The following is a 21,236-nucleotide window of genomic DNA, read 5'->3' on the forward strand; positions in this document are numbered from 1 at the left end:
TGAAGCACGGAGGAGCAACATGGGTCGCCGCCACTGGCATGTGATCGAAGAAGAGGATGGTGCGCTCACGATGACGCGCAACATGCCTGTGCGTTTCGATCTGGCGGTGGAAACGATTCTGTCGGGTGTCACGGGGCGGCGGCGATTGGCGCATCTGGTGCGCCAAGACATGTGGCGCGCGCTGCAATCGCTTCGCGGTTTTGCCCCGGCGGTGCGCGTGCGTCGAGATGCGCGGTCGATGCATGTTCGGGCCGGGGGGGCGGTGCTGGGCCGGTTCGATCGAAGCGGGTATGAGGCGCTCATTGCTCAGGTGCTCGAGGACGAGACGAATCGCGCGCGCTGGATGGGCGGCGTGCGATGAGACGGGTGGGGCGGGCTGTGGCGCTGAGCGTCGCGCTGGCTTTCGCCCAAGGGGCGGCAGCGCAGGAGGAGGCGCTGCCGCTGCCCTCGGGCCTGACCGCGCGGGTGCAAGAGGTGCTGACAGACCGGCCGGGTCTGGGGCTTACCTATCGCTTTCGGTTCGTGGCCGAGGGATTCGCGGGTGTCGGTGATACGGATGCGCAACTCGAGACGGTGCTGGCCGATCTGGTCTGGCTATGCGAGAGCTACGCCCTGCCACGATTGGCGAACACTGGTCCGATACCCGCTCAGGTTGTTATTTCGCTGGCGGATCGGCCGTCAGAATTCGGGGTTTTCGACCCCGATGTCATTCAGGTCTTTGAGGCCTACAGGCCGCAGGAAGGCGCCTGCATCTGGGAGATGTTTTAATGAGAACACAAAATCTTGCGCCACGAAATCAACGCCTTGGAGGCACTGAGGCTTTGGGGACACAGGCGCACGGGATTGGTGATGACCGATGTTCAAACCCCGAAAATTCCGATAAGCTGCGTCAAGGTTGCACCCAAGCGACCTTTACCTCGCCCTTGAGACGGGCAGGGACATGGTGTCCTTGCGCGTCTCTTCATGAAGTTACGAGAGACAGGAGATATACATGTCGAAAAGCGTCAAGAGCATTCTCGCAATCGGTTTCATCGCCGTCGTCGCAGCATGCGCACAGCCTGCAGAAGAAGAGTTCGTTGTGGTCGAGCCGATCACGACCGAGCCCGTTCAGACCGGCAAGTACAAGTAAGCCCATTGGGCTAGGCGCGGGACGGACCCTCGGGGCCGTCCCGTCCACAAAATCGATCACCGCGCAGCGCCCCTGTATCCTGGGGGGTGCAACATGTTGAAACATCGCGGTTTTCCCGGGCGTTTACCGGGTACGGATTTCCAATTCACAATCAGACGCGCGAATCCGAAGGGGGCCACCCCCTTGATTGCGCGCGAACGCTACCGAGATCGTAAGCCCGCCGACAAGCGGGCCGACGCCGCCTTTGTGCGCGCGATCTGGGAGTGTTTCGGCGAAGAGCCGTTCGAGCGCGGCAATCTCGATGCCGGTCGTCTCAGCTGGCTATTGGGACGCGAAGTCAAGGCTGTCGACACGCCTTTTGATGCCACAAGTTACGAGGCGCTTTTGGTGCTGGACCTTGAGGTCGCGCGCGAGTCATTTCCCGAGGTATTTTCGTGAGCCCTGCGCGTCCGCATCATCTCGGATTTCGCTTGCCTCACCGCAAGATGCGCGGCGTTCTGCCTATGGGAAACGAAAATAGGCAAGGCTCTGCTCATGCGGGTATTTGGCCGAAACTGCGCTTGGTTCGCCGCGCGGTTGCAGGCACAGTGGGGCAAGTGGCGGGAGTCCTTTCCCCAGAGGCTTTGACATTGCGTCGGTCCCGCCGCCCTTCCCCTTGGGGGCGATCCTGTGCGGGCGTGCATGGATCGCCCTCTTTTTCCGTTGAGAATTCGATATTTGCGCCTCGATGCAGGAATGCGCGGGGGGTCGCCGATGGTGTGGCGCAGCAATGCAATCGCTTTGACGCGGGCGTCCAAGTGACGTTCTATGGCTTGGATTTTTCATGCGATCTGACAAGAGGACGTTCCACATGCAAAGACTTCGAACACTTCCGCTCCAGCGTGGCCTTGCTCCGGCGCTTGGTGTCTTGGCGCTTGGCGCTCTGGTCGCCTGCGGTGACACCGTTCCAGAGCAGGCGCTCATTGGCGGCGGTGCCGGTGCGCTTACGACAGCAGTGGTCGGCGGTAGCGTCGTCACCGGCGCTGCGGTCGGGGCTGCGGGAAACGTGGTCTATTGCCAAGCCTATCCGAACCGCTGCTGACAACCTGAGCCAAGGTCGTTCACGCGGCCCTCTGCCTGTCGGTCAGGATTCGATCATTCAAGCCACCGGTGCACGTCGCGCCGGTGGCTTTCTTGTTGTGCCAGAAGAAAACCGGCGCGCCGCCTGAGGGCCGCGCCGACAAGAGAGGAAGGGACGGAATATGTTCAAGAAGATATTGATTGCCAATCGCGGTGAGATTGCCTGTCGCGTGATCAAGACTGCGCGCAAGATGGGGATTGCAACGGTGGCGGTCTATTCGGATGCGGATCGCAACGCGCTGCATGTGCAGATGGCGGACGAGGCGGTGCATATCGGACCGGCCGCCGCGTCCGAAAGCTATATCGTCATCGACAAGGTGATGGCCGCGATCAAGGCCACCGGGGCCGAGGCGGTGCATCCGGGCTATGGGTTCCTGAGCGAGAACCCCAAGTTCGCCCAGGCACTTGAGGCCGCAGGCGTGGCCTTTGTTGGCCCGCCGGTAGGTGCCATCGAGGCGATGGGTGACAAGATCACCTCCAAGAAGATCGCGCAAGAGGCCGGGGTCAGCACCGTTCCCGGCTATATGGGCCTGATCGCCGACGCCGAAGAGGCGGTGACGATTTCGAACCAGATCGGTTATCCGGTGATGATCAAGGCCTCGGCAGGTGGCGGTGGCAAGGGGATGCGGATCGCGTGGAATGACGAGGAGACGCGCGAGGGCTTTCAGTCTTCCAAGAACGAGGCTGCGTCGAGTTTCGGCGATGATCGGATCTTCATCGAGAAATTCGTCACGCAACCCCGCCATATCGAGATTCAGGTGCTTTGCGACAGCCACGGCAACGGCATCTATCTGGGTGAGCGGGAATGCAGCATCCAGCGCCGCAATCAAAAGGTGATCGAGGAGGCCCCGAGCCCGTTTCTGGACGAGGCGACGCGCCGCGCGATGGGCGAGCAGGCCGTCGCGCTGGCGCAGGCGGTGGGGTACACGAGCGCGGGCACCGTGGAGTTCATCGTCGACGGCGACAAGAATTTCTATTTCCTCGAAATGAACACGCGCCTTCAGGTCGAGCATCCGGTGACCGAGCTGATCACCGGCGTGGACCTTGTGGAGCAGATGATCCGCGTCGCCAATGGCGAGGCGCTGAACCTCACGCAGGCCGATGTCAAGCTCAAGGGCTGGGCTATCGAGAGCCGTCTTTATGCCGAGGATCCCTATCGCGGCTTCCTGCCGTCGATTGGCCGTCTGACCCGTTATCGCCCGCCAGAGGAATTGGCCATCGAAGGGGCTGTTGTGCGCAATGACACCGGCGTCTACGAGGGTGGCGAGATCAGCATGTATTATGACCCGATGATCGCCAAGCTCTGCACCTGGGGTCATACCCGCGCCGAGGCGATCGAAGGTATGCGCGTGGCGCTCGACAGTTTCGAGGTTGAGGGCATCGGGCACAATCTGCCGTTCCTGAGTGCTGTGATGGACCATCCCCGCTTCGTCAGCGGCAATATCACCACCGCCTTCATCGCCGAGGAGTATCCCGAGGGGTTCACGGGCGTCACCTTGCCCGAAGAGGCGCTTCGCGCGATTGCGGCAAGCACGGCGGCGATGCACCGGGTGGCCGAAATTCGGCGCACACGGGTATCTGGCCGGATGGACAATCACGAGCGCCACGTCGGCGAGGATTGGGTGGTGAGCCTGCAAGGCAAGCGGTTTGCCGTTGTGGTGGCCGCTGACCGCGAGGGAGCGACGGTGCGCTTCGAGGATGGCGACACGCTGCGTGTTGCCAGCGACTGGACACCGGGCGATCAGCTGGCGCGTCTTGACGTGAATGGTGAACCGCTGGTCCTCAAGGTGGGCAAGATCAGCGGTGGGTTCCGTATTCGCACGCGCGGGGCCGATCTCAAGGTGCATGTGCGCACGCCCCGTCAGGCTGAATTGGCGGCGTTAATGCCTGAGAAACTGCCGCCTGATACATCGAAGCTGCTGCTCTGCCCGATGCCGGGCTTGATCGTGAAGGTCAATGTCGCGCCGGGCGACGAAGTACAGGAGGGGCAGGCGCTCTGCACGGTGGAGGCAATGAAGATGGAGAACATCCTGCGTGCCGAGCGCAAGGGCGTGGTGGCCAAGGTCAATGCCGGGCCGGGCGACAGCCTTGCCGTGGACGATGTGATCATGGAGTTCGAGTGACCGGATGACCTGCGCCCCGCGCCATATGCCTATGTTGGTTCCGTTCCTCGCGGTGATCGCTCTTGTGTCCGCCTGCGCGCGCGATGCGGAGGCGGCACAGCGGGCGCGGCTAGGGGCGTGGTTCGCACTCGGCGAAACGGTGGAATTTGCGGCGACGATGCACTGTGCCGTGGGTCTCTATCGGGTGGCTGACGGGCGGATCAGGGCGGCGATGCCGGTGGCAGGGTCCGCGCCCGAAATGGCGCGGATCGTGGCGGCGCGCGGTCGGGCGGCTTGGATCGCTGCGGGGCTGACACCCGATACGGCCATGATGGCGATGGCCAATCTCGACCGTCCCACCGGCATGGCCATGCGCCGCGCGGGGCTCGAGGCGCGCGCCTGCATGGAGGCCACAAGCGAGAGCGCGTTTCATCATCTGTTGGGGCAATCTGGCGCGGTTCTGGCCTGGGAGGCGGAGACAGGCGCGCTCATGCTGATGGACCCTCAAGCCGGTCTCTTGATCGTGGCGATGGGGGACAGGTGATGGCGCGCCGGGATCAGCTACCGCGGGGGCGCTCGCGCAGTTCCTGCTGGCGCATCGGCAGCTTGTCGATGGTGCGGATGATTTCGCGCACATGCCAGGGCGCGGGTTTGCGCAGGTATATCACCCCGTCCTTGCCAATCAGCACGAGGCCAAACCCGCGCGGCCGCAGCGTTTTGCGCAGCTCGGAGCGGGCGTCGGGATCGGTGTCGGTGATCACCACCACATCGAGCGCCGTCAACACATCGAGGCGCTCGGTGATATACCCCATCTGTTCGATGTATCGCGGATCGGCGGGGGTATCGGCAAAGATCACCAGCGGGCGTTTGAGCCAGAGAAAATCATTCAAATTGACCGTATCGGCCGAGAGGATCGCGGTAGATGCGGGGCCTGTATCGCTGTCCTGTGCGGTTGCGGATGAGGCGATAAATACAGCCAAAACAAGGGATAAGAGTGTTTTCATAGGGTCTCCTGCTGGTCCAGATATAGGCCTGTTGGGGGCGATTGCGAAGGGTGAATGGCAAGCGCACGGAAATTTTCCTGAGTTAAGCGCATGGTCAGGAATGACAGGCAGGATCGGGGCCAAGCGTGTGTGGTCGCAGGGTGCGGCCCATCGAAAGGTCAGACCCGTCATGGACATCATCCTGCATCTTGGCGCGCATCGCACCGCCTCGACATCGTTTCAGCACTACATGCGCGCAAATGCGGGCGATCTGGCGGCGCAGGGGCTGGGATACTGGGGCCCCGAGGTGACACGCGACGGGGTGCTGAGCGGGGTCATCCCGGCATCGGGCCTCGCATCCCCCGCGCAACAGCTGGATCGCGCGCGTCGTCGTATCGCGCTCCGGCTTGAGGAGGCGCGGAAACAGGGGATGACGCGGGTTCTTGTCAGCGATGAGAACATGATCGGGGCGACCCGGCGCAATCTGCGGCGCGCGCGGCTCTATCCCGGCGTCGGCGCGCGGATGTCTCGGTTTGCGCATGCCTTCGACGGGCGCATCAGCCGCGTGGTCCTGTCGATCCGGGGGCAGGATAGCTGGTGGGCGTCGTCGCTGGCCTATGGCGTGGCGCGGGGGCATGGCGTTCCGGGCGGGGATGAGCTCGATCGGCTGGTGACGGTCAACCGGCATTGGCGCGAGGTGATCGGTGATCTGGCCTGTGCGCTGCCCGGTGTCGATCTTGTGGTCCTGCCGCATGAGGTGCATGCCGGACGTCCCGAGGCGCGGCTGCGCGCGATGACGGGGCTGACCGAGGTGCCGCGTAAGGCTGCGCGCCTCTGGCTGAACCGATGCCCCGATCTGGCGACCTTGCGCCGTGCCGTGACGGCGCGCGGGGGCGACACGACGGAATTGCCCGAAGGCGAAGGGCGGTGGCAACCCTTTGACTGGGCGCAGCGATTGGCCCTGCAAGAGGCCTATGCCGACGATCTGTTCTGGCTCTCTGCCGGGGCAGATGGGTTGGCGAGACTATCAGAGGAAACCGGACCGGATGAGGCAGGGAGACATCTGCCCGCTGGTCAGACTGAAAGAGGACATCGGAATGGCGACCAAGAAAGACGATTGGCGTAAGCTCGCGGCCAAGGAATTGCGGGGGCGTGCCCCCGAGGATCTGACGTGGAACACGCTCGAGGGGATCGCGGTGCAACCGCTCTATACCCAAGAGGATGTGGCCGATCTTCCGCATCTGGAGAGCATCCCTGGACAGGCGCCCTTTACTCGTGGCGTCAAGGCCACGATGTATGCGGGCCGCCCCTGGACCATCCGGCAATATGCCGGTTTTTCCACGGCGGAGGAATCGAACGCCTTTTACCGTCGCAATCTCGCGGCCGGACAGCAGGGGGTCTCGGTGGCCTTCGATCTGGCCACGCACCGCGGCTATGACAGCGATCACCCGCGCGTCGAGGGCGATGTGGGCAAGGCGGGGGTGGCCATCGACAGCGTCGAGGATATGAAAATCCTCTTCGATGGTATCCCGCTCGACAAGGTTTCGGTCAGCATGACGATGAACGGCGCGGTCATTCCTGTGCTGGCCTCCTTCATCGTCGCGGGCGAGGAGCAGGGCCACGACAAGGCGTTGCTGTCCGGCACCATCCAGAACGACATCCTCAAGGAGTTCATGGTCCGCAACACCTATATCTATCCGCCCGCGCCCTCGATGCGGATCGTGTCGGACATCATCGGCTATACCGCCCAGCATATGCCGAAGTTCAACTCGATCTCGATTTCTGGCTATCACATGCAGGAGGCGGGCGCGAACCTTGTGCAGGAGTTGGCCTATACGCTGGCCGACGGGCGCGAGTATGTGCGCGCGGCGATTGCTGCGGGAATGGATGTGGACAGTTTCGCGCCGCGCGTCTCGTTCTTCTTCGCCATCGGCATGAACTTCTTCATGGAGGCCGCCAAGCTGCGCGCCGCCCGCCTGCTCTGGCATCGGATCATGACGGAATTCGGTGCGAAGGACGAGAAATCCAAAATGCTGCGCACCCATTGCCAGACATCCGGTGTGAGCCTCCAGGAACAGGATCCCTACAACAACGTGGTGCGCACCGCCTATGAGGCGATGAGCGCGGTTCTGGGTGGCACACAGTCGCTGCACACCAATGCGCTGGACGAAGCGATTGCTCTGCCCACCGATTTCAGCGCCCGCATCGCGCGGAACACGCAGTTGATCCTGCAAGAGGAAACCGGCGTGACCAAGGTGGTCGATCCGCTGGCGGGATCATACTACGTCGAGAGCCTGACACATGAGCTGGCCGAGAAAGCCTGGGCGCTGATCGAAGAGGTCGAGGCCATGGGCGGCATGACCAAGGCGGTTGAATCGGGCATGCCCAAGCTGCGGATCGAAGAGACGGCAGCGACCCGACAGGCGATGATCGACCGGGGGGACGAGGTGATCGTCGGGGTCAACAAGTATCGCAAGGACAAGGAAGACCCGATCGACATTCTCGATATCGACAATGACAAGGTGCGCGAGGCGCAGATCGCACGTCTGGAGCGCATCCGCGCGCAGCGCGACGAGGCGGCCTGCCAGGCCGCACTGAACGAGATGACGCGCCGCGCGCGCGAGGGGGGCAATCTGCTCGACGCGGCGGTCGAGGCCGCGCGTGCGCGCGCCACGGTGGGAGAAATCAGCATGGCACTGGAAAAAGAGTTCGGGCGCCACCGCGCCGAGGTCAAGACTTTGGCCGGGGTCTATGGGGCCGCCTATGAGGGGGATGCCGGTTTTGCCGCCATCCAGAAATCGGTCGAGGAGTTCGCCGAGGCCGAGGGTCGGCGGCCGCGCATGCTCGTCGTCAAGATGGGGCAGGACGGCCATGATCGTGGGGCGAAGGTGATCGCCACCGCCTTTGCCGACATCGGGTTCGATGTGGATGTGGGTCCACTCTTTCAAACGCCGGAAGAGGCGGCACAGGACGCAATCGACAATGATGTGCATGTGGTGGGCATCAGCTCTCAGGCGGCGGGGCACAAGACACTGGCCCCGAAACTGATCGCGGCACTCAGGGCGCGGGATGCGGGCGATATCATCGTGATCTGCGGCGGGGTCATCCCGCAACAGGATTACGATTTCCTCAAGAAGGCGGGGGTGAAGGCGATTTTTGGCCCGGGCACCAACATTCCCGAAGCAGCCAAGGATATTCTGCGGCTGATCCGCGAGGCGCGCGGATAACTGCCCGGCGCTGCGCCAGACAGTTTTAGGATCGATGGCCCCGTGCAGAGATGCGCGGGGTCAATCTTTGAAAGAGACCCGAGGAAAAAGTTTCGCCCGGACGCGAGTGCGACCGGGCGACAACACTTTGCAAGCTCTGGAGGGGCGCTTAGCCCAAGACCGAGAGAAGTGCGGAAATGATCCAGTACCACATCGCGACACCGAGACCAATCATAGGCGCAAGCCACCATCCACTGGGGAGATGGAGGGGGGTACTGGTGTCTTGCCCAAACTGATGCGTATGGTTCACGGTCATATGCGGTGCCAACTGTTTCATTTCCGTATCTCCGGGCAGCCTTGGAAGTACAATCACATTCCCATGATCGGGCTGTAATAGAAAGCGCGCGAAGGTATCTGTGACCGGGCGAAAGAGAGGTTCGCTATCCAAAGATAAAGGCGCTCGTGGCATTCAGTCATCGCCAAAGAAGTCATCCTCTGCGTCCTCGCCGCTGCCCAACTCGTTCATCATCATCGAAAGCGCGCCGCCAGCCAGATCGAGACTGACGAGCTTGGGGGTCTTGGCCGGTTTGGGGGGCGGCGCGGGTTCCGGTTCTGGGATTGGCTCCGGTTCCGGGACAGGAGGGGGCAGAGGGTCGGGTTCGGCTTTGACGGGTGGGGCGGGTTTGCGCGGGGCGTCGAGCGCCTCTTGCAAGAGGCGCAGTCGCAGTCGCAAGGCAAGCGCGCGCTGCACCGGATCCTCGGTCTGGGCATAAACGCTGTTGGCCAGCGGCAGGCTCTCGGAGGCCGGTAGCGTCAGCAGGCGCCCGAGCACGCGGCTAAAGCTGCGGGGCAGGGTGAGCGGCTTGCGCAGGGCAGGGCGGGGGGCAGTCTCTGACATCGGCTTTCCTTGGTCTTGGGCTGGTTGGCACCGGAATTGCAGGGATGCGGGCAGGGTTGGTGCATCCACGATGTCATCGGCTCTGCAAGGACCGGACCAACTGCGCTGAATACCCCCGAAAGGAACCTGCGCCATGACAGATGCATTTCGCGATCACCTGAGCCTCTTTGCTTCGGCGCTTACCTTGCGCGAGCAACGTGGCGAGATGCTGGCGTCGAACATCGCGAACGCGGCGACGCCGGGCTTCAAGGCTCGCGACATGGATTTCGAAACGGTGCTCAACGCCCAGACCGGTGGTGGTGCCCTCGCCACCAGTAACGGGAGACATTTCGCAACCAGTGGTCCAAATGGCGGGCACGCGGGATACCGCGTGCCGGTCAACCCCTCGCTCGATGGCAATACGGTCGAACTGGCCGTGGAGCAGATGGAATTCGCGGAAAACAGCCTGCGCTACCAGACCAGCCTTACGTTGCTCAACCGGCGGATTTCCGGATTGAGCACCGCGATCAAGGGAGAATAAACCATGATGATCAAGAACATATTTGACGTCGCCAGTTCTGCCATGTCGGCGCAGATGGTGCGTTTGAACACGATCTCTTCCAACATGGCCAACGCGCAGGCGGTGAGCACGACCAAGGAAGGGGCCTACCGTCCGCTGCGCCCGGTTTTCGAGACGATTTACGCCGATCAAACGGGCCAGTCCGGCCTGTCGACCTCGCATGTCACGGATGTTGTGCAACTCGACAGGGAACCCGTGCGCGCCTACCGGCCTGATCACCCGATGGCGGATGAAGAGGGCTTTGTCTACGAATCCGTGGTCAACCCGGATGAAGAAATGGTCGAGATGGTCGAGGCCAGCCGCCAGTATCAGAATGTTTTGGAAACCGTCTCGACCCTGCGCACGCTGATGGCGCGCACGGTCATGATGGGTCAGGGTTAAGGAGCGCCGTCATGCCCGAAGTCAACGCAGCCACCGGCGCAAGCGCCACCTTCACCGCCGTCGCGGCGGCCAATGCGGGCCCTAACCGGACGGGGAATGGCGATTTGGGGCAACAGGATTTTCTGACCCTGATGACCGCGCAATTGCAGAACCAAGACCCCTTTGCACCGATGGAAAACGGCGAATTCCTTGCACAGATGGCGCAGTTCTCGACCGTGGCGGGGCTGGACCGGGTCAACACCACCTTGAGCGAAATCGGTAGTCAGATCGGCGGAAATCGGATCGCAACCGCATCTTCGCTTCTGGGCCAGCAGGTGTTGGTGCCAGGGTCGCTTGCACGGCCCGATGCCGCGGGCGAGGTGCATGGCGTCGCCGACCTGCAAGAGGCGGCAAGTGCCGTCACTGTGATCTATTCCGACGCAGAGACGGGCGCAGAACTCCACCGGCAAGATATGGGGGCACAGCCCGCCGGCCTGATGGGATTTGACTGGGACGGCCTGCCGGCTGAGATCGTCACGTCACGCGGCGCGGTTCGTGTGGCGATCCAAGTTGATGGCGATACCCCTGCCGAACCCTTTGTCTATGCGCGAGTGGTGGGGGTTCAGATGCCCGAGAGCGGGCAGGACATGACCCTCAGGGTCGAAGACTACGGGCTGCGCAGCAGTCTTGAGATCACCGATATTCGCTGAACCCAGCATCGCAATACTCCCTTCAACGATCAGATAGGACCAGATCCATGAGCTTTTACACTGCACTTTCCGGGCTGAATGCCGCGCAGACCGACATTTCCGTAACCTCGAACAACATAGCCAACGTCGGCACCCTCGGGTTTCACGGCAGCCGCGCGGAGTTCGCGGACATTTTCACCACCAGCCCCTACAGCCGCCCCGCATCGCAAATCGGGTCCGGCACCGAGGTCAGCCGGATCGGCGTGGATTTCAAACAGGGATCTCTGACCGCGACCGGCAAAGTTCTGGATCTGTCCCTGCAGGGGCCGGGGTTTTTTCAGGTGCGCACGGGCCCCGATGCGGGGGCTGATGCGGGCTATACACGCGCCGGCGCCTTTGGCATGAATCGCGAAGGCTTTGTCACCAACGCCGCGGGGCATTTCCTGACGGTGTTTCCAACCTCTGAGAATGGCGACACGCTGTCCACGACGCAGACCCAACGTTTGCAAATCCCGCAACTATTCGGAACGCCGCAGTCGACGACGGCGGTTGATCTGTCGTTCAACCTGTCACTTTCGGATAACGGCGGGTTGGGCACGCAGGCGGCCATTCCCGCCGCCGCCTTTGATCCGGCCGATCCCACGACTTATGCAGCTACCACACAAATTCCGGTGTTGGACGGCGCCGGGCGTGCAGTGCCCGCACAAGCGTTCTTTGTCATGTCGGATGCGCCCGACGCTCTCGACGGCGGGATTGCCTATACGGTGCAACTCGTTGTGGACGGGGTAACGGCAGAGCCCGCCGATCCGTTGGCCGCCTTGTCTTTCGATGCGGGAGGGGCGCAGACCGGAGGCCTTGAGGCCATGAGCTTTGCCCTCGGGGATCAGTCTCTTTCGCTGTCTCTTGCCGGGTCGCGTGTCTCGGACGGTCCCTTTGGCGCGATTACCGTGTCCCAGAATGGCACCCGACAGCTTGATCTGTCGTCTGTCGATGTGCGTCAGGACGGGACCGTCTGGGCGAACTATGGGGCTGAAACCTCGATTGCCGTGGGGCAGGTTGCGGTTGTAAACTTCTCCGACATCCAGGGCCTGGGCAGTATCGGAAGCGCGACCTACCGCGCCTCGCGCGAATCTGGCGAGGCCCATTTGGGTGTGCCGGGCTCGAGCGGTTTCGGGGCTGTGCGATCCGGTTCGGTCGAGAGCTCGAATGTCGATCTGACGGAACAACTGGTCAATCTGATCATGGCACAGCGGAACTATCAGGCCTCCGCCAAGGCGCTCGAGACCAACGGAACCTTGGCCGACACGGTCATGAACATCCGTAGCTAAGGCAGGGCGCCACCATGGACCGCATGATCTATACCGCGCTCAATGCCTTGGGCGTCAATCGCGACAGCCAGGTGGCGCAGGCGCAAAACCTCGCCAACCAGACCGTGCCGGGCTATCGCCGCGACCTTCCCAACGAAGGCGGGGTACGGTTTCTGGAAATGATGGAGGGCCTGACCACGCGTGCCTTTCAGGTCGAGACAGGTCCCGCCGGGTTTTCACAGGAAACAGGCAGGCTCACACGCACGGACGAGGAACTGGATGTTGCGATCGCCGATCAGGGCTTTTTCTATGTAAAGCCTGACTCCGGCGATCCGGCACTCAGTCGCCGTGGCGATCTGCGGCGCGATACTGATGGCACGCTGCGCAACGGCGCGGGGGATGCCATGCTGGGGCCAGGCATGGCCCCAATTCAGATACCCGCCTATCGCAATATCCGGATTACCGACATCGGTGAGATCTACATTCAGCCGATGGATGACCCCGAGGGAGTGCCGGTTCTGGCGGGGGTTTTGGCCACTGTGGTGCCGCCGGCAGAGATGGCGCTGACCAAGGGCGAGGATGGCCAGATCAGGACCGTCGCGGGCCCTCTGCCGCCACCCGATCAGCGCGCAGAGGTCTTGCAGGGCACATTGGAGAGCAGCAACGTCAACCCGGTCGAGGAACTGCTGTCCACCATGCAGATGCAACGCAATTTCGAACTGGGCATGCGCATGGTCCTGACCGCGCGCGAACTGGATGAAGGTGGCGCGCGCATGATGCAGGCACCAGAGGGCTAAGGCAGGCGCTTGCCCGGTGACGACAGGTCAGCCTTTCGCAGCTTCTGCGATCGCCGTGCCTGCGGCCCACCCCGACGACCAGGCCCATTGGAAGTTGTAGCCACCAAGCCACCCGGTCACATCCACCGCCTCGCCGATCGCGTAGAGGCCGGTCAGGTGGTTTGATTGCATGGTTTTGGACGATAACCCGCCGGTGTCGATCCCGCCCAAGGTGACTTCGGCGGTGCGGTAGCCTTCGGTGCCGGTTGGTTTCATCCGCCAGCCCCGCAGTGTGCTGATGATCTCGGCCAACCGCGCGTCGGAATGATCGGCAAGATTGCCGGCAAGGCCCAAGTCGGGGGCCAGATACGCCACGAGTTTCGCGGGCAGGTGGTGCCCTAGCTCGGTCGTCACATTGCGGCGGCCGGCAGTCTGACGCTGCTGGCGGAGCGCGTCAAACAGCGTTGCGGAGGGGTCGAGGTCGAGAGTGATCGACTGACCCTCGCGCCAATAGGACGAGATTTGCAGGATCGCGGGGCCCGACAGGCCGCGATGCGTGAAAAGCGCCGCTTCGTCAAAGCTGACCCCTGCGCAACTGGCCCGCACCGGCAGGGCGGTGCCGGACAGGGATGCAAAGGGCGTGTCAGAAAAGGTGAGCGGCACAAGCGCGGGCCGTGTCTCGGTTATCTGGTGGCCGAATTGCCGTGCGATGTCGTAGGCGATGCCGGTGGCGCCCATCTTGGGGATGGATTTTCCGCCGGTGGCGAGCACGAGGTTGCGGGCGGTGACGGTCACACGGCGCCCCTCGCGGTCGAGTGCGGCGCAAAAACGGTTTCCATCATGGGAAATGTCTGTGATCTGCGTCGAGAGCCAGAGGTCCGCCCCCGCCTGGCGCAGTTCCTTGACCAGCAGGGTCACGATCTGGGTGGCCTTGTCGTCACAAAAGAGCTGGCCGAGGGTTTTCTCATGCCAAGCCACGCCGTGACGTGCGATGAGGTCGAGAAAATCCCACTGGGTATAGCGCGAGAGCGCCGATTTGCAGAAATGCGGGTTGCCCGAAATGAAGTTTGCCGGTGTCGTGCCAAGGTTGGTAAAGTTGCACCGGCCACCGCCTGAGATGCGGATTTTCTCGCCGGGTGCGCGCGCATGGTCAATCACCAGCGTGCCCGGCCCGGCATGGGCCGCACACATCATGCCGGCGGCCCCGGCCCCAAGAATGAGCGTGTTGCAGTCATGGCGCATGGGCTTGGCTCTGCCGCGAAAAGCCGCCGATTGGCAAGGGGATAGTTCTGGTGTTGAGGCGAAAATAACGCTAAACTGTGTGTCAGACCCCGCAAAGGGGCGCAAGATGCATGAGGCGGCAGGCAGATGACAGAGATGGTCTATGGGGCGATGCCCCTGCGGGACGCAGAGCCCGTCCTTCCCAAATGGTGGCGCACGATCGACAAATGGACGCTGACCTGCGTCCTGATCCTGTTCAGCATCGGCATGTTGCTTGGGCTTGCGGCCTCGCCGCCGCTTGCCGAAAAGAACGGGCTGGGTGCGTTCCATTACGTGCAACGGCAGGCATTGTTCGGTGGTGTGGCGCTGGCGGTGATGGTGCTTGTGTCGATGATGCGTCCCGAAATGGTGCGACGCATGGCGGTTCTGGGGTTTCTCGCTGCTTTCGCCGCGCTGATTGCCCTGCCGTTTCTGGGGACAGACTTTGGCAAGGGGGCGGTGCGGTGGTACAGCCTCGGTTTTGCGTCGGTGCAGCCGTCCGAGTTTCTCAAGCCCGTGTTCGTGGTCGTGGCCGCCTGGATGATGGCTGCGAGCCAGCAGGTTAACGGGCCGCCGGGGCTGAGCTGGTCGTTTCTTTTGACCATCGTGATCCTTGCCTTTCTGGCGACGCAGCCCGATTTCGGACAGGCGGCGCTCGTGCTGTTCGGTTGGGGCGTGATGTACTTTGTCGCGGGCGCGCCGGTGACGCTTCTCCTGGGTATGGCAGGGGGCGTGGTTCTGGTGGGCAGCTTCGCCTATGCCAATTCCGAGCATTTCGCGCGTCGGATCGACGGTTTCCTCAGTCCCGAGGTGGACCCCACAACACAGCTTGGTTTTGCGACCAATGCCATCCGGGAAGGAGGCTTCTTTGGTGTGGGCGTGGGCGAAGGTCAGGTCAAATGGAGCCTGCCGGACGCACATACGGATTTCATCATCGCAGTCGCCGCCGAGGAATACGGGCTGGTGCTGGTGCTTTGCATCATTGCTCTTTACGGCAGTGTCGTGGTGCGGTCCCTCCTGCGCTTGATGCGTGAACGGGACCCTTTCATTCGCCTTGCGGGCACGGGCCTTGTGGTCATGTTCGGGGCGCAGGCAATGATCAACATGGGCGTTGCCGTGCGCCTTTTGCCTGCAAAGGGAATGACCCTGCCTTTTGTCAGCTATGGCGGCTCGTCGGTGGTGGCAGGGGGGATTGCCTTGGGCATGCTTCTGGCCTTTACCCGAACGCGGCCCCAAGGGCAGATCGGGGATATCCTGCGGGGGCGTTCATGACGGCTCGACAGCCCTTGTTGATCATCGCGGCGGGCGGAACCGGCGGGCATATGTTTCCCGCGCAGGCGCTCGCAGAGGTGATGCTGCGGCGTGGCTGGCGGGTGCGGCTGAGCACGGATGCGCGTGGCGCGCGTTACGTGGGGGGCTTTCCCCATTCGGTTGAAATCGAACAAGTGGCAAGCGCCACTTTCGCGCGCGGCGGATTGCTCAACAAGCTGCTGGCCCCGTTCCACATTGCAGGCGGCGTTCTGGGCGCAAGCCTGCGGATGATGCGGGACAAGCCGGATGTGGTGGTGGGCTTTGGCGGCTATCCGAGCATTCCTGCGCTGACAGCGGCCTGGCTTCTGCGGCGTCCGCGTATGGTGCATGAGCAAAACGGCGTGCTGGGGCGGGTCAACAAGGTTTTTGCGCGTCGGGTCGATGTGGTTGCCTGCGGCACCTGGCCGACAACCCTGCCCGAGGGTACAAAGGCCGAGCACGTGGGCAATCCGGTGCGTGCGGCGGTGCTTGAGCGGGCAGGTGCGGGCTATATCGCTCCGGGGGATTATCCGATGTCGGTGCTGGTGATCGGCGGCTCTCAGGGGGCGCGTATCCTCAGCGATGTGGTGCCTGCCGCCATTGCCGCGCTGCCCGCGGCAATCCTGCGCAATGTCCGGGTCAGCCATCAGGCGCGCGAGGAGGATATGAACCGCGTGGCGCGGTTCTATGCCGAAGCGGGGATCGACGCCGAAGTGCAGCCCTTCTTTCGCGATGTCCCGCGCCGTATGACCGAGGCGCAGCTTGTCATCAGCCGGGCGGGCGCGTCGAGCATCGCCGATGTTTCGATCATCGGGCGGCCCGCGATCCTCATTCCGTATGCTGCTGCCGCGGGCGACCATCAGGCCGCCAATGCCCGTGGGCTGGCCGCCGCGGGCGGGGCGATCGTGATCCCCGAGAGCCGGTTGACCGAGGCCGTTCTGACCGAACAGATCGGCGCGGTGCTGAGCGATCCGACCGGCGCTTCGATGATGGCGCAGGCCGCGCTGAGCTGCGGCATGCCCGACGCCCCCCAAAATCTGGCCGATATGGTCGAAGACCTTGCGCAAAAAGGGCAAAAGCAATGAACGCAGCGACCAAGCTTCCGACGGATATCGGTCCCATCCACTTTGTCGGGATCGGGGGTATCGGGATGTCCGGGATCGCCGAGGTGTTGATCAACCATGGCTACCGGGTGCAGGGCTCCGACCTCAAATCCACGCCGATCACCGAGCGTCTGGCGGGCATGGGCGCCACGGTGTTCGAAGGGCAGCGCGCCGAGAACCTCGCTGGTGCGGAGGTGATCGTGATCTCGTCTGCGATCAAGCCCGGCAATCCTGAACTGGACGAGGCGCGCAAGCGCGGTCTGCCCGTCGTGCGCCGCGCCGAGATGCTGGCCGAGTTGATGCGCCTCAAGTCCAACATCGCCGTGGCGGGCACCCATGGCAAGACCACGACCACGACGCTTGTGGCCGAGCTTTTGGTCAAGGGGGGGATTGATCCCACGGTCGTCAACGGCGGCATCATTCACGCCTATGGCAGCAATGCGCGGATGGGGCAAGGCGAGTGGATGGTGGTCGAGGCCGACGAGAGCGATGGCACTTTCAACCGTCTGCCCGCGACCATCGCCATCGTCACCAATATCGACCCCGAGCATATGGAGCATTGGGGAAATATCGAGCGGCTGCGGCAGGGGTTTTACGACTTCGTAAGCAATATTCCCTTTTACGGGCTGGCGGTCTGTTGCACCGACCACCCCGAGGTTCAGGCGCTTGTGGGCCGCATCACCGACCGCCGTGTCACGACCTACGGTTTCAATGCGCAGGCCGATGTGCGGGCGGTCAACCTGCACTACGAAAAGGGTGTCGCGCATTTCGATGTGGCGCTTCAGGCCGAGGGGCGGGTGATCGAAGGCTGTACTCTGCCGATGCCCGGCGACCACAATGTCAGCAATGCGCTCAGCGCGGTGGCAGTGGCACGCCATCTTGGCATGAAAGCTGATGAAATTCGTGCGGCTCTGGCCAGTTTCGGTGGCGTCAACCGGCGCTTTACCCGCGTGGGTGAGGTGAACGGCGTCACGATCATCGACGATTACGGTCATCACCCGGTCGAGATTGCGGCCGTGCTGCGCGCAGCGCGGCAGGCCACGACGGGGCGGGTGATCGCGGTGCATCAACCGCATCGTTACAGCCGTCTGTCCAACCTTTTTGACGATTTTTGCGGCTGCTTCAACGAGGCTGACGTGGTGGCCATCGCAGAGGTTTACGCGGCAGGCGAAGCCCCTATTCCTGGGGCAAGCCGCGATGATCTTGTGGCAGGGCTCATTCGTCACGGTCACCGCCACGCCCGTGCGATCCGCGACGAAGAAGATCTGGAACGTCTGGTGCGGGAACAGGCCGGGCCGGGGGATATGGTGGTCTGCCTCGGGGCCGGCACCATCAGCGCTTGGGCCAACGGGCTGCCGGCGCGCCTTGGTGTGGCGGCATGACGGTGTCCTTGGTTCTGGCGTGCCTTTGGGCGCTCGCCGCCAATCTGCTTGCCATGATGCCAAGTCGTAATCATCACTGGCGGCGCGCCTATCTGCTCATGGCGCTCGGTGTGCCGATCCTCGGCTTTGTCACATGGCAGAACGGGCCTTGGATCGGTCTGATGGTGATGGCCGCCGGGATGAGTGTGCTGCGGTGGCCGGTGATCTATCTCGGGCGGTGGATGCGACGGAAAGTTGGCTAGGGGATGCGCAAGGCTTTACCTTGCGCGCGTCAGAAGGCAAAAGCGCCGTCATGAACAACATGCCACAGACCAGAGGCGCGATGACGCCTGACCGACCCTTGGCCGATCTGACCTGGCTGCGCGTGGGCGGCCCGGCGGACTGGCTGTTTCAGCCAGCGGACCTCGAGGATCTCACGGGCTTTCTGGCCGGGCTTGATCCCGCTGTGCCCGTCTTTCCCATGGGCGTTGGCAGCAATCTGATCGTGCGCGACGGTGGCCTCCATGCGGTGGTGATCCGGCTGGGGCGCGGGTTCAACACCATTCGCGTGGACGGGCCGCGCGTGATCGCCGGTGCGGCCGCGCTTGACGCCCATGTGGCGCGACGGGCGGCAGAGGCGGGGGTGGATCTTACGTTCCTTCGCACCATTCCGGGCAGCATCGGGGGCGCGGTGCGGATGAACGCGGGCTGCTACGGCGCCTATGTGGCGGATCATCTGGTAGAGGCCAAGGCCGTGACACGGGGCGGCGAGGTGGTGACGCTCGCGCCCGATGCGCTGCAATTTGCCTATCGGCACAGCATGCTGCCCGAGGGCTGGGTGATTGTCGAGGCGACTTTCGAGGGGGTTCTGGCGGACCCGGCGGAGTTGGAGCGCAAGATGGCCGACCAGATTGCCAAGCGCGATGCGACACAGCCCACCAAAGAGCGCAGCGCCGGCAGCACATTTCGCAATCCGGCGGGGTTTTCCTCGACCGGGCAGGCAGATGATGTGCACGATCTCAAGGCGTGGAAGGTCATCGACGAGGCGGGTTTGCGCGGCGCGCGGCGCGGCGGCGCACAGATGAGCGAGATGCACCCCAATTTCCTGATCAACACGGGCGGGGCGTCTGCCGCCGATCTCGAAGGTCTGGGCGAAGAGGTGCGAAAAAAGGTTTTTCAAATGCGTGGAATAGAGTTACAGTGGGAAATCATGAGGGTCGGCGAACCGGCTCCGGGCACAAGCCCACAGGCAGACTGGCGAAAATAATACGACAACAGGGTCGGAAAACCGGCTCGAGACATTGAGGCACATGGTGGTTGGTTCGAGCAGAACAACCCCGAAAGTGGCGGTGATCATGGGCGGCCCCTCGGCGGAGAGGGACGTGTCGCTCTCTTCAGGGCGTGAGTGCGCCGTCGCGTTGCGGGAAGCAGGGTTTGAGGTGGTCGAGGTGGATGCCGCGGTCGACCTCTGCGCGCGTTTACAAGAGATAAAGCCGGACGTGGTATTCAATGCCCTGCATGGGCGTTGGGGCGAGGATGGGTGCGTGCAGGGGATGCTGGAGTGGATGCACCTGCCCTATACCCACTCGGGGGTGTTGTCCTCGGCGCTTGCCATGGACAAGGAACGTACCAAGGCGGCCTATCGCGCGGCGGGCCTGCCGGTGGTCGAAAGCATTCTGGCGCCCCGCGACGAGGTGCGCACGCGGCATGTGATGCCGCCGCCCTATGTGGTCAAACCATACAACGAAGGTTCGTCCGTGGGTGTCTATCTGGTAGAGGCCGGGGCGAACAGGCCGCCGGCCCTCTCGGAGGACATGCCCGAGGTGGTGATGGTCGAAGCCTATGCCCCGGGGCGCGAGCTCACGACGACGGTGATCGGCGACCGGGCGCTTACGGTGACGGATATCGTGACCGAGGGCTGGTATGACTACGATGCCAAATACAAGCCCGGCGGCTCGCGTCATGTCGTGCCCGCGGATATTCCCCAGGAGATATTCGATGCCTGCCTCGACTATGCGCTGCGCGCGCATGTGGTTCTGGGGTGTCGCGGGGTCAGTCGTACCGATTTCCGATGGGATGCGGCGCGCGGCCTTGACGGGTTGATCCTTCTGGAAACCAACACTCAGCCGGGGATGACGCCCACGTCGCTGGTTCCGGAACAGGCGCAGGCGCTTGGTATTTCTTTTCCGGAGCTTTGCCGCTGGATGGTGGAGGATGCGTCATGCAACCGGTGATCCCGCGCACGGACCCTGCGCCGTCGCGCATGTCCTACCGCCTGCAGCGCCTGATGTTGACGCCGCTCTATCGGCGGCTGATCCGTTTCGGCCTGCCGATGCTGGTCGTGACGGCGGCGATTGGCGGCTATCTGAGCAGTGATGCGCGCCGCACGGCCCTCATTGAGCAGGTTGCCGAAATCCGCCACCAGATCGAAACCCGCCCTGAATTCATGGTCAACCTTCTGTCTGTCGAAGGGGCCAGCACCAGCGTTCAAGAGGATATCCGCGAGATTTTCCCCTATGACCTGCCAGCCAGCTCCTTTGATCTGGTGCTCGACGATATTCGCGTGATGATCGAGGAACTGCCTGCCGTGGCCCGCGCCGAAGTGCGTATCCGTCAGGGCGGTGTTCTGGTGGCCGAAATCACCGAACGCGTGCCGGTCGCGCTCTGGAAAACACGCGATGCGCTCAACGTGATCGACATCGAGGGGCAGGTGATCGGTGTGGTCAAGGCCCGCGCCGACCGCGCCGACCTGCCCGTCGTGGCGGGCGATGGCGCGCCGGAGCAGGTGGCCGAGGCAATCGAGATCCTGCGGGCGGCGATACCCTTGGGGATGGACCTGCGCGGTCTTGTGCGGATGGGCGAGCGGCGATGGGATCTGGTGCTTGCGGATGGCAAGCGCATCCTCTTGCCCGAAAACGGCGCGGTGCGCGCGCTTGAGCGGGTGATCGTGCTGCATGGGGCACAGGATATGCTGGGCCGTGATCTGGCCTCTGTCGACATGCGCATTGCGGCACGCCCGACAATCCGGCTGAACGAAAATGCCATGGAAGACTGGTGGACGATAACACAAATGAGTTTGGGGATGAACTGAACC

24 protein-coding genes are annotated in these 21,236 nt (G+C 63.1%); 21 read left to right on the forward strand and 3 right to left on the reverse strand.

Annotated elements, in window-relative coordinates:
- The first annotated feature begins 19 nt into the window (after positions 1-19).
- The 7 genes from MVC20_RS11315 (at position 20) to MVC20_RS11345 (ending at position 4,894) form a co-directional block, all read left to right on the forward strand.
- Positions 20-361: a hypothetical protein gene (locus MVC20_RS11315; protein WP_297541364.1), complete on the forward strand. Its 342-nt coding sequence runs from the start codon at positions 20-22 to the stop codon at positions 359-361.
- Positions 358-768 (forward strand): DUF6497 family protein, encoded by a 411-nt coding sequence (locus MVC20_RS11320; RefSeq protein WP_297541366.1) that lies wholly within the window; start codon positions 358-360, stop codon positions 766-768. Before MVC20_RS11315 ends, MVC20_RS11320 begins: the two co-directional genes overlap by 4 nt.
- Positions 769-991: 223 nt before the next feature.
- Positions 992-1,129: a hypothetical protein gene (locus MVC20_RS11325; protein WP_170062562.1), complete on the forward strand. Its 138-nt coding sequence runs from the start codon at positions 992-994 to the stop codon at positions 1,127-1,129.
- A 93-nt stretch (positions 1,130-1,222) separates the two neighbouring features.
- Positions 1,223-1,567, forward strand: a complete 345-nt coding sequence (locus tag MVC20_RS11330) for a hypothetical protein (protein WP_297541368.1) — start codon at positions 1,223-1,225, stop codon at positions 1,565-1,567.
- 412 nt (positions 1,568-1,979) lie between these two features.
- On the forward strand, positions 1,980-2,210 hold the full coding sequence (locus tag MVC20_RS11335; RefSeq protein WP_297541370.1) for a hypothetical protein: 231 nt from the start codon (positions 1,980-1,982) through the stop codon (positions 2,208-2,210).
- Between the two features lie 160 nt (positions 2,211-2,370).
- Complete coding sequence (locus MVC20_RS11340) at positions 2,371-4,371, forward strand: acetyl/propionyl/methylcrotonyl-CoA carboxylase subunit alpha (protein ID WP_297541372.1); 2,001 nt, start codon at positions 2,371-2,373, stop codon at positions 4,369-4,371.
- Between the two features lie 31 nt (positions 4,372-4,402).
- A complete protein-coding gene (locus tag MVC20_RS11345) occupies positions 4,403-4,894 on the forward strand; it encodes a hypothetical protein (protein WP_297541374.1) in 492 nt (163 codons plus the stop codon).
- A 13-nt stretch (positions 4,895-4,907) separates the two neighbouring features.
- On the opposite strand, the gene MVC20_RS11350 is transcribed toward MVC20_RS11345, so the two are convergent.
- Entirely contained in the window at positions 4,908-5,354 is a 447-nt protein-coding gene (locus tag MVC20_RS11350) for a DUF4174 domain-containing protein (RefSeq protein WP_297541376.1), read from the reverse strand.
- A 169-nt stretch (positions 5,355-5,523) separates the two neighbouring features.
- Here MVC20_RS11350 and MVC20_RS11355 point away from each other — a divergent pair, with 169 nt between their 5' ends.
- Both MVC20_RS11355 and scpA read left to right on the forward strand, forming a co-directional pair.
- A complete protein-coding gene (locus MVC20_RS11355) occupies positions 5,524-6,459 on the forward strand; it encodes a hypothetical protein (RefSeq protein WP_297541378.1) in 936 nt (311 codons plus the stop codon).
- Complete coding sequence (gene scpA, locus MVC20_RS11360; protein WP_297541380.1) at positions 6,431-8,560, forward strand: methylmalonyl-CoA mutase; 2,130 nt, start codon at positions 6,431-6,433, stop codon at positions 8,558-8,560. Before MVC20_RS11355 ends, scpA begins: the two co-directional genes overlap by 29 nt.
- A gap of 448 nt (positions 8,561-9,008) precedes the next feature.
- Here scpA and MVC20_RS11365 read toward each other — a convergent pair whose 3' ends face one another.
- Entirely contained in the window at positions 9,009-9,437 is a 429-nt protein-coding gene (locus MVC20_RS11365) for a hypothetical protein (RefSeq protein WP_297541382.1), read from the reverse strand.
- Between the two features lie 133 nt (positions 9,438-9,570).
- On the opposite strand from MVC20_RS11365, the gene flgB reads away from it, so the two are divergent.
- From flgB to MVC20_RS11390, 5 genes are read left to right on the forward strand one after another with little or no spacing between them, the layout of a single operon-like run.
- Positions 9,571-9,957: a flagellar basal body rod protein FlgB gene (gene flgB, locus MVC20_RS11370; RefSeq protein ID WP_297541384.1), complete on the forward strand. Its 387-nt coding sequence runs from the start codon at positions 9,571-9,573 to the stop codon at positions 9,955-9,957.
- A 3-nt stretch (positions 9,958-9,960) separates the two neighbouring features.
- Positions 9,961-10,377: a flagellar basal body rod protein FlgC gene (gene flgC / locus MVC20_RS11375; RefSeq protein WP_297541386.1), complete on the forward strand. Its 417-nt coding sequence runs from the start codon at positions 9,961-9,963 to the stop codon at positions 10,375-10,377.
- An 11-nt stretch (positions 10,378-10,388) separates the two neighbouring features.
- Positions 10,389-11,066, forward strand: coding sequence for a flagellar hook capping FlgD N-terminal domain-containing protein (locus MVC20_RS11380; RefSeq protein ID WP_297541388.1), 678 nt, complete (start codon positions 10,389-10,391; stop codon positions 11,064-11,066).
- 47 nt (positions 11,067-11,113) lie between these two features.
- On the forward strand, positions 11,114-12,373 hold the full coding sequence (locus MVC20_RS11385) for a flagellar hook protein FlgE (RefSeq protein ID WP_297541390.1): 1,260 nt from the start codon (positions 11,114-11,116) through the stop codon (positions 12,371-12,373).
- 14 nt (positions 12,374-12,387) lie between these two features.
- On the forward strand, positions 12,388-13,149 hold the full coding sequence (locus MVC20_RS11390; protein WP_297541391.1) for a flagellar hook-basal body complex protein: 762 nt from the start codon (positions 12,388-12,390) through the stop codon (positions 13,147-13,149).
- Between the two features lie 27 nt (positions 13,150-13,176).
- On the opposite strand, the gene MVC20_RS11395 is transcribed toward MVC20_RS11390, so the two are convergent.
- A complete protein-coding gene (locus MVC20_RS11395; RefSeq protein ID WP_297541393.1) occupies positions 13,177-14,370 on the reverse strand; it encodes an NAD(P)/FAD-dependent oxidoreductase in 1,194 nt (397 codons plus the stop codon).
- A gap of 126 nt (positions 14,371-14,496) precedes the next feature.
- Here MVC20_RS11395 and MVC20_RS11400 point away from each other — a divergent pair, with 126 nt between their 5' ends.
- Genes MVC20_RS11400 through MVC20_RS11430 form a run of 7 tightly spaced genes read left to right on the forward strand, consistent with a single transcriptional unit; the run spans position 14,497 to position 21,233 of the window.
- Positions 14,497-15,660, forward strand: coding sequence for a putative peptidoglycan glycosyltransferase FtsW (locus tag MVC20_RS11400; RefSeq protein ID WP_297541395.1), 1,164 nt, complete (start codon positions 14,497-14,499; stop codon positions 15,658-15,660).
- Entirely contained in the window at positions 15,657-16,763 is a 1,107-nt protein-coding gene (murG, locus tag MVC20_RS11405; RefSeq protein ID WP_297541397.1) for an undecaprenyldiphospho-muramoylpentapeptide beta-N-acetylglucosaminyltransferase, read from the forward strand. Before MVC20_RS11400 ends, murG begins: the two co-directional genes overlap by 4 nt.
- Entirely contained in the window at positions 16,760-18,163 is a 1,404-nt protein-coding gene (gene murC / locus MVC20_RS11410; RefSeq protein ID WP_297541399.1) for a UDP-N-acetylmuramate--L-alanine ligase, read from the forward strand. Before murG ends, murC begins: the two co-directional genes overlap by 4 nt.
- On the forward strand, positions 18,160-18,405 hold the full coding sequence (locus MVC20_RS11415) for a DUF2484 family protein (RefSeq protein WP_037272915.1): 246 nt from the start codon (positions 18,160-18,162) through the stop codon (positions 18,403-18,405). Before murC ends, MVC20_RS11415 begins: the two co-directional genes overlap by 4 nt.
- Before the next feature lie 50 nt (positions 18,406-18,455).
- On the forward strand, positions 18,456-19,409 hold the full coding sequence (murB, locus tag MVC20_RS11420) for a UDP-N-acetylmuramate dehydrogenase (protein ID WP_297541402.1): 954 nt from the start codon (positions 18,456-18,458) through the stop codon (positions 19,407-19,409).
- 43 nt (positions 19,410-19,452) lie between these two features.
- Positions 19,453-20,376, forward strand: coding sequence for a D-alanine--D-alanine ligase (locus MVC20_RS11425; RefSeq protein ID WP_297541404.1), 924 nt, complete (start codon positions 19,453-19,455; stop codon positions 20,374-20,376).
- Positions 20,364-21,233, forward strand: a complete 870-nt coding sequence (locus MVC20_RS11430) for a cell division protein FtsQ/DivIB (protein ID WP_297541406.1) — start codon at positions 20,364-20,366, stop codon at positions 21,231-21,233. Before MVC20_RS11425 ends, MVC20_RS11430 begins: the two co-directional genes overlap by 13 nt.
- Positions 21,234-21,236 lie beyond the last annotated feature (3 nt).

It is taken from the genome of Roseovarius sp. (assembly GCF_027019125.1).
In the GTDB taxonomy this organism is placed as follows: Bacteria; Pseudomonadota; Alphaproteobacteria; order Rhodobacterales; family Rhodobacteraceae; genus Roseovarius.